This is a genomic window from Pseudomonas sp. 13B_2.1_Bac1 (assembly GCF_025466155.1).
Classification (GTDB): domain Bacteria; phylum Pseudomonadota; class Gammaproteobacteria; order Pseudomonadales; family Pseudomonadaceae; genus Aquipseudomonas; species Aquipseudomonas aylmerensis.
The window spans coordinates 146,786-160,695 of the sequence record NZ_JANLOH010000049.1 but is presented as its reverse complement, the minus strand read 5'-3'; the positions used below and the strand labels follow the sequence as shown (position 1 = coordinate 160,695).

Annotated in this window: 15 protein-coding genes and 1 other RNA gene; 9 read left to right on the top strand and 7 right to left on the bottom strand. The window is 63.1% G+C overall.

Features of this window, described 5'->3' with window-relative positions:
• Window positions 1–35 precede the first annotated feature (35 nt).
• From NTD80_RS11880 to NTD80_RS11860, 5 genes are read right to left on the bottom strand one after another with little or no spacing between them, the layout of a single operon-like run.
• Entirely contained in the window at window positions 36–1,253 is a 1,218-nt protein-coding gene (locus NTD80_RS11880; RefSeq protein WP_262133745.1) for a 2-octaprenyl-3-methyl-6-methoxy-1,4-benzoquinol hydroxylase, read from the bottom strand.
• Between the two features lie 9 nt (window positions 1,254–1,262).
• Window positions 1,263–1,748, bottom strand: a complete 486-nt coding sequence (locus NTD80_RS11875) for a DUF4442 domain-containing protein (RefSeq protein ID WP_065902340.1) — start codon at window positions 1,746–1,748, stop codon at window positions 1,263–1,265.
• Window positions 1,741–2,928: a 2-octaprenyl-6-methoxyphenyl hydroxylase gene (gene ubiH, locus NTD80_RS11870; RefSeq protein ID WP_262133701.1), complete on the bottom strand. Its 1,188-nt coding sequence runs from the start codon at window positions 2,926–2,928 to the stop codon at window positions 1,741–1,743. Before ubiH ends, NTD80_RS11875 begins: the two co-directional genes overlap by 8 nt.
• Window positions 2,925–4,247 (bottom strand): Xaa-Pro aminopeptidase, encoded by a 1,323-nt coding sequence (gene pepP, locus NTD80_RS11865; protein WP_065902344.1) that lies wholly within the window; start codon window positions 4,245–4,247, stop codon window positions 2,925–2,927. The genes ubiH and pepP overlap by 4 nt, the downstream gene beginning before the upstream one ends.
• 20 nt (window positions 4,248–4,267) lie before the next feature.
• Window positions 4,268–4,828 carry a YecA family protein gene (locus tag NTD80_RS11860; RefSeq protein ID WP_262133700.1) on the bottom strand — a complete coding sequence of 187 codons (561 nt, stop codon included), beginning with the start codon at window positions 4,826–4,828 and terminating at the stop codon, window positions 4,268–4,270.
• Between the two features lie 138 nt (window positions 4,829–4,966).
• On the opposite strand from NTD80_RS11860, the gene NTD80_RS11855 reads away from it, so the two are divergent.
• The 4 genes from NTD80_RS11855 to NTD80_RS11840 all read left to right on the top strand — a co-directional run bounded on the left by NTD80_RS11855 (window position 4,967) and on the right by NTD80_RS11840 (window position 6,385).
• Window positions 4,967–5,176 (top strand): TIGR02449 family protein, encoded by a 210-nt coding sequence (locus tag NTD80_RS11855; RefSeq protein ID WP_007982902.1) that lies wholly within the window; start codon window positions 4,967–4,969, stop codon window positions 5,174–5,176.
• Window positions 5,173–5,490: a cell division protein ZapA gene (locus NTD80_RS11850; RefSeq protein WP_003176812.1), complete on the top strand. Its 318-nt coding sequence runs from the start codon at window positions 5,173–5,175 to the stop codon at window positions 5,488–5,490. The genes NTD80_RS11855 and NTD80_RS11850 overlap by 4 nt, the downstream gene beginning before the upstream one ends.
• A gap of 30 nt (window positions 5,491–5,520) precedes the next feature.
• A non-coding RNA gene (gene ssrS / locus NTD80_RS11845) (6S RNA) lies at window positions 5,521–5,699 on the top strand.
• Between the two features lie 56 nt (window positions 5,700–5,755).
• Window positions 5,756–6,385 carry a 5-formyltetrahydrofolate cyclo-ligase gene (locus NTD80_RS11840; protein WP_262133743.1) on the top strand — a complete coding sequence of 210 codons (630 nt, stop codon included), beginning with the start codon at window positions 5,756–5,758 and terminating at the stop codon, window positions 6,383–6,385.
• Window positions 6,386–6,393: 8 nt separating this feature from the next.
• On the opposite strand, the gene NTD80_RS11835 is transcribed toward NTD80_RS11840, so the two are convergent.
• Window positions 6,394–6,543 (bottom strand): hypothetical protein, encoded by a 150-nt coding sequence (locus tag NTD80_RS11835; protein WP_010207387.1) that lies wholly within the window; start codon window positions 6,541–6,543, stop codon window positions 6,394–6,396.
• Between the two features lie 195 nt (window positions 6,544–6,738).
• Here NTD80_RS11835 and NTD80_RS11830 point away from each other — a divergent pair, with 195 nt between their 5' ends.
• The 4 genes from NTD80_RS11830 (at window position 6,739) to NTD80_RS11815 (ending at window position 12,127) form a co-directional block, all read left to right on the top strand.
• A complete protein-coding gene (locus NTD80_RS11830) occupies window positions 6,739–7,188 on the top strand; it encodes an EVE domain-containing protein (protein ID WP_262133699.1) in 450 nt (149 codons plus the stop codon).
• A 141-nt stretch (window positions 7,189–7,329) separates the two neighbouring features.
• The gene (locus tag NTD80_RS11825; RefSeq protein ID WP_106802336.1) at window positions 7,330–8,295 is read left to right on the top strand and encodes an HlyD family secretion protein; all 966 of its coding nucleotides are present in this window, start codon (window positions 7,330–7,332) and stop codon (window positions 8,293–8,295) included.
• Window positions 8,292–11,009, top strand: a complete 2,718-nt coding sequence (gene rbbA, locus NTD80_RS11820; RefSeq protein ID WP_262133697.1) for a ribosome-associated ATPase/putative transporter RbbA — start codon at window positions 8,292–8,294, stop codon at window positions 11,007–11,009. The genes NTD80_RS11825 and rbbA overlap by 4 nt, the downstream gene beginning before the upstream one ends.
• Window positions 11,009–12,127 (top strand): ABC transporter permease, encoded by a 1,119-nt coding sequence (locus NTD80_RS11815; RefSeq protein ID WP_262133696.1) that lies wholly within the window; start codon window positions 11,009–11,011, stop codon window positions 12,125–12,127. Before rbbA ends, NTD80_RS11815 begins: the two co-directional genes overlap by 1 nt.
• 188 nt (window positions 12,128–12,315) lie before the next feature.
• On the opposite strand, the gene NTD80_RS11810 is transcribed toward NTD80_RS11815, so the two are convergent.
• Window positions 12,316–12,723 carry a flagellar basal body-associated protein FliL gene (locus NTD80_RS11810; RefSeq protein ID WP_065902358.1) on the bottom strand — a complete coding sequence of 136 codons (408 nt, stop codon included), beginning with the start codon at window positions 12,721–12,723 and terminating at the stop codon, window positions 12,316–12,318.
• A 150-nt stretch (window positions 12,724–12,873) separates the two neighbouring features.
• On the opposite strand from NTD80_RS11810, the gene NTD80_RS11805 reads away from it, so the two are divergent.
• On the top strand, window positions 12,874–13,851 hold the full coding sequence (locus NTD80_RS11805) for an NADPH:quinone oxidoreductase family protein (RefSeq protein ID WP_106802333.1): 978 nt from the start codon (window positions 12,874–12,876) through the stop codon (window positions 13,849–13,851).
• Window positions 13,852–13,910 lie beyond the last annotated feature (59 nt).

Genomic DNA, 13,910 nt, shown 5'->3' with positions numbered 1-13,910 from the left:
CCGGCAAGCCGGCGCCTACACAGGTCGCGTTGAGCTCATGGCTTCGCCAGTTCCGGGAGATCGCCAGTCAGGCCCAACGCCTGGCGCACAAATACCGCTTTGGCTTCCGGCATCTGGTCGACCAGCTTCAAGCCCGCATTGCGCAACCAGCGCAACGGCAGTTGGTCGGCCTGGAACAGGCGCTCAAAGCCCTCCATCGCCGCCATCAGTGCCAGGTTGTGGGGCATGCGCCGGCGTTCGTAGCGGCTCAGCACTTTCACATCGGCCAGGCGCTCGCCGCGTTCGGTCGCCGACAACAGCACCTCAGCCAGCACCGCCGCGTCGAGAAAGCCCAGGTTCACGCCCTGCCCCGCCAACGGGTGGATCACGTGGGCCGCATCGCCGATCAGCGCCAGGCCTTCGGCCACATAGCGCTTGGCGTGACGCTGACGCAATGGCACGCAGACGCGCGGGTCGGCGCTGATCACCGTGCCGAGTCGCCCCTCGAAGGCGCGCTCGAGTTCACGGCAGAAGCTTTCGTCATCCAGCGCCATCAAGCGTTCGGATTCTGTCGGTGTGGTCGACCAGACAATCGAGCACCAGTCTTCCTGCCCATCGCGAGCCAGCGGCAAGAACGCCAGCGGGCCGGTGTCGGTGAAGCGTTGCCACGCCGTGCGCTGGTGCGGTTGGCTGCTGCGCACGCTGGTGACGATAGCGTTATGCAGGTAATCCCATTCGCGGGTCGCGGTGCCGGTCAGGCGGCGTACCGCGGAGTTGGCGCCATCGGCGGCCACCACCAGCGGCGCGCGCAGCTTGCGACCGTCGGCCAGGGTCAGCAGCCAGTCGTCGCCGGAGCGGCGCATCTGTTCCAGGCGCGCATTGGCCAACAGACCCAGGTCGCAGTCGTGCAAGCGATCGAGCAAGGCATCCTGCACCACGCGGTTCTCGACGATGTGCCCGAGCACCTCGGCATGCACGCTGGCCGCCGAAAAGTGGATCTGCCCAGTGCCGCTGCCATCCCACACCTGCATCTCGCCGTAAGGGCTGGCACGTCGCGAGACGATGCCGTCCCACACACCCAGGCGCTCAAGAATGCGCTGGCTGGCGGTCGACAAGGCGCTCACCCGTGGCTCGAAGGCCGCTTCGGGGTCAAACGGCTTGACGCTCAGCGGGCTGCCATCCAGCAGCAGCACCTGCAGGCCACTGCCTTGCAACGCCAGCGCCAGGGCGCTTCCGACCATTCCGGCCCCGACAATCAGCACATCTGCGCGCATGTCCATGCTTTAAGCCTGTCTCGCTGGCGGCTTGCGCCGCACGTAAAGGGTTTTGTCGACCCGCGCCACCAAGGTGCCGGAGCCGTCATGAATCTGCACTTTGAGATGCGGCAGGTACTTCTCGCCACCCTCGGTCTGTCGACGAATCTCATCGAGCAAGGCGTCGTCGATGGAAAATTCGGCATACACCGGGCCCTTGCCCGGCGAGACAAAGTCGATGCTCGCGGCCTTGTCCCAGACGATATAGTCGCGGCCCAGGTTTTCCATCAACAGCAGCATGTAGAACGGGTCGACCATCGAATACAGGCTGCCGCCAAACTGCGTGCCCACGTAATTGCGGTTGTACCAGCCCAGGCCCATGCGCACCTTGGCATGCCGAAAGTCGGCACTCAGCGCCTGCACGCGCACGCCCGCGCCGAGGTACGGCGGGTACAGGGTCAAGAACCAGCGCAGCAGCCGCGCCTTGCCCACACGCCGGGTCAGCCAGCTACGCATTAGGACGCGTGCCCAGGCCCATGGCCTGACGGGCGAACCAGCGCTTGGCCGGGGGCAACAGATCCAGCCCCAGCAGCCCCATATTGCGCCCCAGCGCGACCAACGGTTGCGCACTGCCAAACAGCCGCGTGACCTGGTCGGAGAAACCCACGGTCAGTTGCTGGTCGAGGCGCTGGCGCTCGCGATAGCCTTGCAAGGTCGCCAGGTCACCCGGCACCGCCGGCCCGGCCAACAACGCCTCAGCCAAGGCATTCGCATCACGCAGGGACAGGTTGAACCCCTGTCCGGCAATCGGATGCAGGCTGTGGGCGGCGTTGCCGAGGATCGCCAGGTGCGAGCGTACTTGTTCTTCGGCTTCCACCAGGGTCAGCGGATACAGATGACGCGCGCCCACTTGCTTCAGGGTACCCAGGCGGTAGCCGAACACACCCTGCAGTTCGCTCAGGAAACTGCGCTCATCAAGGTTGGCAAGGCGCTGTGCGTCCATTCCGATGCGGGTCCAGACCAGCGCGCAGCGGTTGTCCGGCAGCGGCAGCAAGGCCATCGGGCCTTCATCGGTAAAGCGCTCGAACGCTTCGCCGTTATGGGATTCGCTCGGGGTGATGTTGGCGATCAGCGCGCTCTGGTTGTAGGGGCGGGTTTTCACGCCGATGCCCAGTTGCTCGCGCAAGCCGGAGCGGCCGCCATCGGCCAGCACCGCCAGGTCGCACTCAAGCACGGTTTCATCATTGAGGGTCAGGCGATAGCCATCCGGCAGCGGTTCCATGCGCGTGACTTCCGCCGGGCAGCGCCAGCTCACCACGTCTTTGTCCAGGCCCTGCCACAGGCATTGGCCCAGCCAGGCGTTTTCCACCACGTAGCCGAGGGCCGGGACCCCCTCCTCCATGGCGGACAGGCGTGCGGTGGAGAACCGCCCACGGTCCGACACATGAATCTGCTTGATCGGCTCGGCGCGGCGGGAAATATCCTGCCAGATGCCCAGTCGCTGATAGATCTGCCGGGCCCCGAACGACAGCGCCGAAGAGCGCGCATCGTAGCTTGGCTGATAGCTGTCGCCCGGCGCGAAGGGCTCGATCAGCACGATCTTCCAGCCCCGCGCCTTGGCCCCGGCCTGCAATGCCAGCGCCAGGCTGGCACCCACCAGGCCGCCACCGATAATCGCCAGGTTGACCCGGCTCATCGGGCAGCCGCCATCAGTGCTTCAATCTCGGCGACAGCCTTGGGCACGCCGCCGGTCAGAATTTCACAGCCTTGCTTGGTCACCACCACGTCGTCCTCGATACGTACGCCAATGCCACGCCATTTCTTCGCCACGGCCTGGTTATCCGGCGAAATATAGATGCCCGGTTCCACGGTCAACGCCATGCCAACTTCCAGCACGCGCCATTCGCCGCCCACCTTGTACTCGCCCACGTCATGCACATCCATGCCCAGCCAGTGGCCGGCGCGGTGCATATAGAACGGTTTGTAGGCTTCGCTGGCGATCAATTCGTCGACGTCGCCCTGCAGCAGTCCCAGCTTTACCAGCCCCGCGGTGATGACTTGCACCGTTGCCTCATGGGCCTGGTTCCAGTGTTTATTTGGCGCGATCTCGGCAAAGGCGGCTTCCTGGGAGGCCAGCACAATCTCGTAGATCGCCCTCTGTTCCGGGGAGAACTTGCCATTGACCGGCCAGGTGCGCGTGATGTCGCTGGCGTAGCAATCGATCTCGCAACCGGCGTCGATCAGCACCAGGTCGCCGTCCTTGAGCACCGCATCATTCTGCTGGTAATGCAGGATGCAGCTGTTGCGCCCGGCGGCGACGATGGAGCCATAGGCCGGCATCTTCGCGCCGCCCTTGCGAAATTCGTAATCCAGCTCGGCTTCCAGGCTGAACTCGTGCAGGCCGGCACGGCTGGCTTGCATCGCCTTCACGTGGGCGGCGCACGAGATTCGCGCGGCCTCGCGCATCACCTTCACTTCTGCCGCCGATTTATACAGGCGCATGTCGTGCAGCAGATGATCCAGGGCAACAAACTCGTTCGGCGGCTGGGCGCCCAGGTGCGCTTTGGAGCGGATGACGTTGATCCACTCCATCAGGTGCCGGTCGAATTCGGCATTGCTGCCCATGGCCGAGTACACCCGGTCGCGACCTTCGATCAGGCCGGGCAGGATGTCGTCGATATCGGTGATGGGGAAGGCATCGTCGGCGCCGAAGTCACGCACCGCGCCTTCAGTGCCGGCGCGCAGGCCGTCCCACAATTCGCGTTCGGCATTGCGTTCGCGGCAGAACAGCACGTACTCGCCATGCTGGCGACCGGGCATCAGCACGATCACCGCTTCGGGCTCGGGAAAACCGCTGAGGTACTGGAAGTCGCTGTCCTGGCGATAGACATGCTCGACATCGCGATTGCGAATGGCCACGGCGGCGGCCGGCAGGATCGCGATGCTGTTGGGTTCCATCTGCGCCATGAGCGCCTTGCGGCGCCGGGTGTATTCCGCTTTGGGGATATGGATCATGGGCAGAGGGGTGTCCTTTCTTAGTGCAGCGACGGCTTGGGAGCGGCCGGTTCAGCGGACTTCTTGGTCTCGGTGAACAGCAGCAGCGGCGCGACGCGCAGGTATTCCATGACTTCCATGTAGTCGCTTTCGCCGTCTTCGGACTCTTCCAGGGCGTCTTGCACCTGGGAGATGGCCGCCAGGTCCTGCAGCACTTCCTTAGCATCGGGGCTCAGGTCCAACAGGCCGCCGGCATTCACGCCGAAGCCGTGCAGGAAACCCTGGCACCATTGGCCCAGTGCGGCAGCACGGTCGGCGAGTGGCGCGTCATCGGTCGGCAGCAGCAGGACCACGGTGACGTCATCACCGGTCAGTTCGCCCTTGACCATCTCTTGCAGGCCGATCAGCGCGTTACGCACGTTTTCGGTCGGTTCGGTTTCCAGCAGCTCGGCCACGTCGGCCAGCCAGTTGTCGGCATCGAAGCCCACGCCGGTGCAGCTGCGACCGAGCAACACGCCGTGCAGTTCGGCAGGCGAGCAAGGGTGGCCGCTGGAGCTCAGCAGTTTGGAAAAAGCGTCGTACGGGGAGTTCTGAATGGGCATGGTGAGCTAGGCGCCAGACGGCGCAATGTCTAGAATGGAGCGCTGTATCCTAGCACCGGCAGACGTACCAAGACTATCAAGGGCGTCAGATCGTTTATCCTGCAGTTGCCATTCATCAGACAAATCCAGTGGAACCCAATGGAAGACACCGACCTGCAAGCGCTGATGGCCAGACTCGAATTGCTAATTACTCGGGTCGAGCAACTTAAGAGTCAAAACGGACTCCTATTAGCTCAGGAAAAGACCTGGCGCGAGGAACGCGCTCACCTCATTGAAAAAAACGAAATCGCCCGGCGTAAGGTCGAATCGATGATTTCGCGCCTGAAGGCCCTGGAGCAAGACTCATGAGTTCAAGCAATAGCGTCACCGTGCAGATCCTCGACAAAGAATATTCGATCATCTGCCCGCAGGAAGAGCGCAACAACCTGGTGAGCGCCGCCCGCTACCTGGACGGCAAGATGCGTGAGATCCGCAGCAGCGGCAAAGTCATCGGCGCCGATCGCATCGCCGTGATGGCCGCGCTGAACATCACCCACGATTTGCTGCATAAGCAGGAACGCCCTGACGTGCAGGCCAGCGGCTCGACGCGCGAGCAGGTGCGTGACCTGCTGGAACGTGTTGATCTGGTGCTTTCCAGCGATTCAGACGCACCCAAGGGCTGATTGCCGAGACGGTTTAGGGTATACTCGCCCCACTCCCTGGCGTGTTTGCCAGTCGGCGATGTCCCTGAGCCGATTCGCACTACCCTGGAAGTTGCACGTTGGGCTGGTGTGCATGTCCGCTAGACGGAAAGCCTTAAAGCCTACTGCTTCTTCCACCTTGAACTTTCGGGTTCAAGGGCTAAGTCGACAGCGGCTCTGTCGGGGAGCCTGAATTCCAAATCAATGCCAGTCCTAGGACTGGCATTGTTTTATGAGCCGAAAAACCATGACCGAACCTGCGCCGCTTTCCCGTCCGCAACTTCGACGCATGTTGCGCAACGCCCGCCGCGCCCTCACGCCGAGCGATCAGCGCCGGGCCGCCCAAGGCCTGTATCGGCAACTGGCACAGCACCCGCTGTTTCGCCGGGCCAAACATATTTCCTTGTACCTGCCGACGGACGGTGAAATCGATCCGCGCCCGCTGCTGCGTGCCGCACAGCGCCGGGGCAAGGCCACGTACCTGCCGGTGCTCAGCGCCTGGCCACGGACCAAGATGGTGTTCCAGCGCGTGCGGCCTGGGGAGAAACTCTTGCCCAACCGTTTTCGCATCCTTGAGCCACGGGTCAATATCAGCCGGCAACGCAAAGTCTGGGCGCTGGACCTGGTGCTGCTGCCGCTGGTGGGATTCGACGACGCGGGCGGACGCCTGGGCATGGGCGGTGGTTTCTACGACCGCAGCCTGGCCTATCTGGCTCGTCGCCAAAGCTGGCGCAAGCCGACGCTGCTGGGCCTGGCCCATGAATGTCAGAAAGTCGAACGACTGGTGCAGGCGAGCTGGGACGTGCCGTTGGCGGGCACTGTCAGTGACAAGGGATGGTATATCGCACAGACGCCACTGGAGTCAGCGGCGCCTTGAAAGAAGGGTTAACGCTTGAACGGCTGTGGCTGCTGTTGAGCCAGTTCAACGGGAGCATCGGTCTTGTTCGACCACAGGCTTTGCGCATACCCGGTGGTCACGACACCCAGACCAAACAAAATCACCAAAATCCATAGTAAATCCGGTTTACGTTGCATCGATTGCCCCCCTTCAGGCACCTCGTACACGATGACAACAACGTTCCAAAGTAGTCCGTTGCAGCTGCGTCAAGCTTAAAATCCCGGCATTCTGCGTTAACGTGAACCAACACGCAAACCTTGGCGCCAACCGACTGTCGGTTTGTCATGGAATTGCCTGACAACTTTCCCAATGCCTGTTTCAGGAGCCCAAAAATGGCCTACTGGCTGATGAAATCCGAGCCCGACGAACTCTCCATCAAAGGCCTGGAAAAGCTTGGCGAAGCCCGCTGGGACGGGGTGCGCAACTACCAGGCGAGAAATTTCCTGCGCGCCATGGCGGTGGGTGACCAATTTTTCTTCTACCACTCCAGTTGCCCCGAGCCAGGCATCGCCGGCATCGGCAAAATCGTCGCGGCGGCGTACCCGGATCCCACCGCACTGGAACCCGACAGCCACTATTTCGACGCCAAGGCCAGCGCCGAGAAAAATCCGTGGAGTGCGATCAACGTCGCCCATGTCGAAACGTTTGCCAACGTGCTGGGCCTTGGCTACTTAAAGCAACAGGCCGCACTTGCCGAACTGCCGCTGGTGCAAAAAGGCAGCCGCCTCTCGGTGATGCCGGTCACCGACGAACAATGGTCGGCGATACTCGCACTGCGCTGATACAGCAGAACCCTGCAGTCACGCTCCCGGCGCATGCATCTGCACGGTAACCGGGTTAGGCTGGCGCTTCATTTGACCGGTATCAAGGCCCGCTGAGGCAACACCGGTCAAACTAGGACGCTAACGCCGCAGGATGCACCCATGTCGACGAACCACCGCACCTCCCAGCTATTTGCCACGTTGCTGATCCTGTTACTGGTCGCCGCCGGCGGCTTCGGTTACTGGAAGTCCACCCAGGACCGCCTGCCCGAAGGCCTGAGCATGGGCAACGGCCGCCTGGAATCCACTGAAGTGCAGATCGCCGCGAAGATCCCCGGGCGCCTCGCCGAAGTGCGGGTGGATGAAGGCGACAAAGTGCTCAAGGGCCAACTGCTGGCCCGCATGGACACCCGCACCCTGGAGGCCCAGCGCGCCCAGGCCGAAGCCGAGGTGCTGCGCGCCAGGGAAAACTTCGCCGCCGCCGAGGCCAATGTGCAACTGCGCCAGAGCGAGCAATTGCTCGCCAACCAGGAACTCAAGCGGACCCAGGAGTTGTACAAGCGCGGCTTCGCCAGCAGCCAGCTGATCGATCAACAGCAGGCGCGCCAGAACACCGGCAATGCTGCCGTGATTGCCGCGCAAGCCCAGGTCAATTCGGTGAAAGCCGCGATTGGCGCCGCCCAGGCCCAGGTCGCCCAGCTCACCAGCGAAATCGATGACAGCAGCCTGCGCGCGCCCATCGACGGGATTATCCAGCTGCGCCTGGCCGAGCCCGGTGAAGTGCTTGGCGCCGGGGGGCGCGTGCTGTTGCTGATCGATCCGCAGGACCAGTACATGAACCTCTACCTGCCCGCCTCCGTCACCGGTCGCCTGACCGTCGGCAGTGAGGCGCGCGTGCTGCTCGACGCCCTGCCCGATCAGCCGCTGCCGGCCAAGATCAGCTTTGTCGCGGCCAAATCCCAGTTCACCCCCAAGGAAGTCGAAACCCGCGACGAACGCCAGAAACTGGTGTTTCGCGTCAAACTGCGCCTGACCGAACCCAGCGCCGTGCCGCAAGCCAAGCCCGGCATGCCCGGCGCTGGCTATGTACGTACGGCTGATATCGACTGGCCGGCCAACCTGCAATGACCGGCCTGGCGCTGCACGCCACCGGGATCAACCACCGCTACGGCAAACAACAGGCACTGCTGGACATCGCCTTCAGCCTGCCCGCGGGTACTCGCTGCGGGTTGATCGGCCCGGATGGCGCGGGCAAGTCGAGCCTGCTGGGGCTGATCGCCGGGGTCAAGAAACTGCAGGACGGCCAGTTGGAAGTGCTCGGCGGCTCCATCGCCGATCGTCGTCATCGCAACAGCCTCTACCCGCGCATCGCGTTCATGCCCCAGGGCCTGGGCGGCAACCTGTATCCCGAACTGTCGATCAGCGAGAACATTCGCTTCTTCGCGACATTGTTCGGCCTGTCGAAAGCCGATTGCGACCAGCGCATGCACAACCTGCTGCTGGCCACCGACCTCGCCCGTTTCGCCGAGCGTCCTGCCGGCAAGCTCTCCGGTGGGATGAAACAGAAGCTCGGCCTGTGCTGCGCGCTGATCCACGATCCGGACCTGTTGATCCTCGACGAACCCACCACCGGCGTCGACCCGCTGTCGCGCCGGCGCTTCTGGGAACTGGTGGAAACCGTGCGCAGCGAGCGCCCGCAACTGACATTGCTGGTGGCCACGGCCTACATGGAAGAGGCCGAGCAGTTCGAACATTGCCTGATGCTCGACCGTGGCAAGCTGATCGCCGATGGCCTGAGCCGGGACCTGGCGGCGACGACACCCAGCGGCAAACTGGATGAGGCGTTTACGCACTTCCAGGGCGACAGCGCCCACAACAACCAGCCACTGGTGATCCCGCCGAGGGAAAACGCCAACACTGATATCGCCATCGAAGCCCACGACCTGACCCTGCGCTTTGGGGACTTCACTGCGGTGAACAAGGTCAGCTTCGCGATTGGGCGGGGAGAGATTTTCGGCTTCCTCGGCTCCAACGGATGTGGCAAGACCACCACCATGAAAGTCCTCACCGGGCTGATGCCGGCCACTGAAGGCAGTGCCATGCTGCTGGGCAATCCGGTGAATGCCAAGGACCTGGCCACCCGCAAGCGCGTGGGCTTCATGTCGCAGAGTTTCTCGCTGTACGGCGAACTCAGCGTGCGCCAGAACCTGGTGTTGCACGCGCAATTGTTCGACCTGCCCAAGGCCGACAGCGGCCCGCGCATCGATGAGCTGATCCAGCGCTTCGACCTCGGTGACGTCGCCGAGCAGCCGTCCGGCGAACTGCCTCTGGGCCTGCGCCAACGTTTGTCCTTGGCAGTGGCGGTGCTGCACCGCCCGGAAGTGCTGATCCTCGATGAGCCGACTTCGGGCGTCGACCCGGCGGCGCGGGATGATTTCTGGCGGCTGTTGGTCGAGCTGTCGCGCGAACAAGGCGTGACGATTTTCCTGTCCACCCACTTTATGAACGAAGCCCAACGCTGCGATCGCATCTCCTTGATGCATGCGGGCAAGGTGCTGGCCTGTGATACGCCGGACGCGCTGCAGCGGCAGTTCCACGGCGACACCTTGGAAGCCGCGTTCGTCACCTGCCTGGAGCAAGCCCAGGGCGAAGTCGAACCCACCGCGCCCGCGCAAACCGTCAGCGAAACCAGCACGCCGCCGGTCAGCAAGCGCGGTTTCAGTCTCTCGCGCCTGTTGGCGGTGGCGAGTCGTGAAGGCAAGGAGCTGCTGCGCGACAAGGTGCGCATGGCGTTCGCCCTGCTTGGGGCGATGTTCATGATGGTGATCTTCGGCTACGGCATTTCCCTGGACGTGGAAAATCTCGCCTTCGCCGTCTACGACCAGGACCAGACGCCGCAAAGCCGCGCCTACCTGGAAGCCTTTCGCAGCTCGCGCTATTTCGCCGAACAACCCGCCATCCGCGACGCCACCGAGTTGCACCGGCGCCTGCAACGTTCGGAAATCAAACTGGCCCTGGAAATCCCGCCGGGTTTCGGGCGTGACCTCTACGCCGGTCGCCAACCCACGGTGGCTGCGTGGCTCGACGGTGGCATGCCGTTTCGGGCGGAAACCAGCCGTAACTACGTGGAAGCGGTGCACCAGGGCAATCTCCAGCAACTGGCCGAACTGAGCAGCCTGCCCCGCAGCAGCCAGTCTGCCGTCAAACTCGAAACGCGCTTTCGCTATAACCAGGACGTGGTCAGCGTGAATGCCATCGGTCCGGGAGTGATGGCACTGATCCTGGCGTTTATCCCGGCAATGCTCACCGCCCTGGGCATCGTGCGGGAGAAGGAACTGGGCTCGATCACCAACTTCTACGCCACACCGCTGACCCGCCTGGAATTCCTGCTCGGCAAACAGGCGCCGTACCTCGCGGTGAGCCTGGTCAACCTGGCGCTGTTGGTGGCGATGAACCGCTGGCTGTTCGGCGTGCCATTCAAGGGCAGCGGCCTGACCCTGGCATTCGGCGGCCTGCTGTACGTGCTGGCCACCACCAGCATGGGCCTGCTGATTTCTGCATTCACCCGCACCCAGATCGCCGCGATCCTCGGCACCATGATTATCACCAGCCTGCCGACCATCCAGTTCTCCGGCCTGATCGTGCCGCGCTCGTCCCTGGAAGGTGCGGCCGCCCTGATGGGCACGCTGTTTCCGGCCGGGCACTTCCTGGATATTGCCGTAGGCACCTTCACCAAAGCCCTCGACCTGCGCCAGTTGTGGCCGCAGTGCCTGGCGCTGTTCGGTTTTTTCGTCGGGTTCACCGGGCTGAGCCTGGTCATGCTCAAGAAGCAGGAGGCCTGATGCACACGTTCTCTCACATCCTGCGCTTGGGCCTCAAGGAACTCACCAGCCTGCGTCACGACAGCGTGCTGCTGCTGTTTCTGTTCTACGCCTTTACCGTGGCCATCTACATGCCCGCCGCCGGCTCGGTGATTGGCGTGCACAACGCCAGCGTCGCATTTGTCGATGAAGACCACAGTGCACTTTCACGGCAGATGGCCGAAGCCCTGCAACCACCGGAGTTCCAGACGCCTGCGCCGCTGGCCTACGACCAGTTGGACAAGGTCATGGACAGCGGTGAATACACCTTCGTGATCAACGTGCCGGCAAACTTCCAGGCCGACCTGTTGGCCGGTCGCCAGCCAGGCGTGCAGGTGAATGTCGACGCCACGGCGATGAGCCAGGCGTTCATGGGCGCGGGATACATCGGGCGGATTTTCCAGCGCGAATTGCTCAACCACAGCGGTCAAACCGATGCTGCGAGCAAGACGCCCGCCCTGCTGACCACCCGGGCGCTGTTCAACACCAACCTGGAAGGCGGCTGGTTCCTGGCGGTGATCCAGATCGTCAACAACATCACCATCCTCGCCATCGTCCTGACCGGCACCGCGCTGCTGCGCGAGCGCGAGCACGGCACCCTTGATCACCTGCTGGTACTGCCGCTGACGGCGCTGGAAATCATGTTGGCGAAAATCTGGAGCAACATGCTGGTGGTGGTGCTGTGTACCTGGCTGTCGCTGGAGGTGGTGGTCAAAGGCTTGCTCGGCGTGCCGCTGGCCGGATCCCTGAGCCTGTTTCTGTTGGTGACGGCGCTGTACCTGTTTGCCAGCACCGCGCTGGGTATCTTCCTCGCCACCCTCGCCCGCTCGACACCACAGTTCGGCTTGCTGGCGATCCCGGTGATCATCCCGATGCTGCTGCTCTCCGGCGGTAGCACGCCGCTGGACAGCATGCCCGAATGGTTGCAGTGGGTGATGCAGGGCTCGCCTTCGACACACTTTGTAAGCCTGAGCGCGGCGATTCTGTTTCGGGATGCGGGGCTGAGCGTGGTGTGGCCTGACTTGTTGGCGCTGGCCGGGATTGGCTTGCTGTTTTTTGCTGTGGCGTTGGCCAGGTTCCGTAAAAGCCTGGCCTCGTAAAGTCTAAGAACCGGTTCTCCTGGCGAGCAGGCTTGTTGTGGCGAGCGGGCTTGCCCCGCGTTGGGCTGCGCAGCAGCCCTGATCGAGTTTCACATTTCTTCAGACAAACCGAGGCGTAGGGTTTTGGGGCGGCTTCGCCACCCAACGCGGGGCAAGCCCGCTCGCCACGACAAGCCTGTTCTGCCGCGTTACTGGATGATCAGGTTGTTGAACAACAAGTCCTCCACCACCGGTTTGCCCGTCTCGTCGTTCATCACTTGCTGGGTCTGCTTGAGGGCTTCCTGGCGCAGCTTTTCCTTGCCTTCAATGGTGCTCATGGTCTCGCTGGTCTGCTGGGTGAACAGCGCTACCAGCTGGTTACGGATCAACGCATCGTTGGCTTTGACCGCTGCGGCAGCCTCGGGGCCAGTGACGCGCAGGGCGATGTCGGCCTTGAATACCTTGAGTTTCGCCGTGCCGTCCAGGCCGTAGTTGCCCACGAACGGCGGGCTCAGGCTGATATAGCTGACCTTCGGCGCCTCGCCTTCTTTGGCTTCTTCGGCCTGCGCTGCCATCGGCAAGGTCAGGGCCAGCATCAACAGGATCCACGCTTTCACAGTTCATTCCTCAAATTCGGTTGCCCGGTAGCATAACGCTAGCAAGGCTGAGTACAAGCTTATGGCGGCTTATCAGGCCGGGGCATGCTCGTTGACCCACGGGCGTACCCTCCTACACTTATCGGCCACGATGCCAAAAGGAATAGTCCGATGAAAGCTGTGCTGTGCAAAGCCTTCGGCCCCGCCGAAACCCTGGTGCTGGAAGAGACCGCAAGCCCTACGATCAAGAAGAACGAAATCCTGCTGGACGTGCATGCCGCCGGGGTGAATTTCCCGGACACCCTGATCATCGAGGGCAAGTACCAGTTCAAGCCGCCCTTCCCGTTCTCGCCGGGTGGCGAAGCGGCGGGCGTGGTCAGTGAAGTGGGAGAAAAGGTCAGCCACCTGAAAGTCGGTGACCGGGTCATGGCGCTGACCGGCTGGGGCAGCTTTGCCGAACAGGTCGCGGTGCCCGGCTACAACGTGCTGCCGATCCCGCCGAGCATGGACTTCAACACCGCCGCCGCCTTCAGCATGACCTACGGCACTTCGATGCACGCGCTGAAACAGCGCGCCAACCTGCAACCCGGCGAAACCCTGCTGGTCCTCGGTGCCTCCGGTGGCGTCGGCCTGGCCGCCGTGGAAATCGGCAAGGCCATGGGCGCGCGGGTGATCGCCGCCGCCAGCAGCGCCGACAAGCTGGCCGTGGCCAAGGCTGCGGGCGCCGATGAGTTGATCAACTACAGCGAAGCCAGCCTCAAGGACGAGATCAAGCGCCTGACCGACGGCAACGGCGCCGATGTGATCTACGACCCGGTGGGTGGCGACCTGTTTGACCAGGCCATCCGCGCCATCGCCTGGAACGGCCGCCTGTTGGTGGTGGGCTTTGCCAGCGGACGCATCCCGGAACTGCCGGTCAACCTGGCGCTGCTCAAGGGCGCGGCAGTGGTCGGGGTGTTCTGGGGCTCGTTCGCGCAACGCCAGCCGCAGGACAATGCGGCGAACTTCCAGCAACTGTTCAGTTGGTATGCCGAGGGCAAGCTCAAGCCGCTGGTCTCGCAGGTGTACCCGCTGGAGCAAGCCGCCCAGGCGATCAATGACCTGGGGCAGCGCAAAGCGGTGGGCAAAGTCGTGGTCCAAACCCGCTGACCAATTGAAATGTGGCCGATGTGGAAGCTGGCTTGCCTGCGATAGCGGTGGGTCAGCCA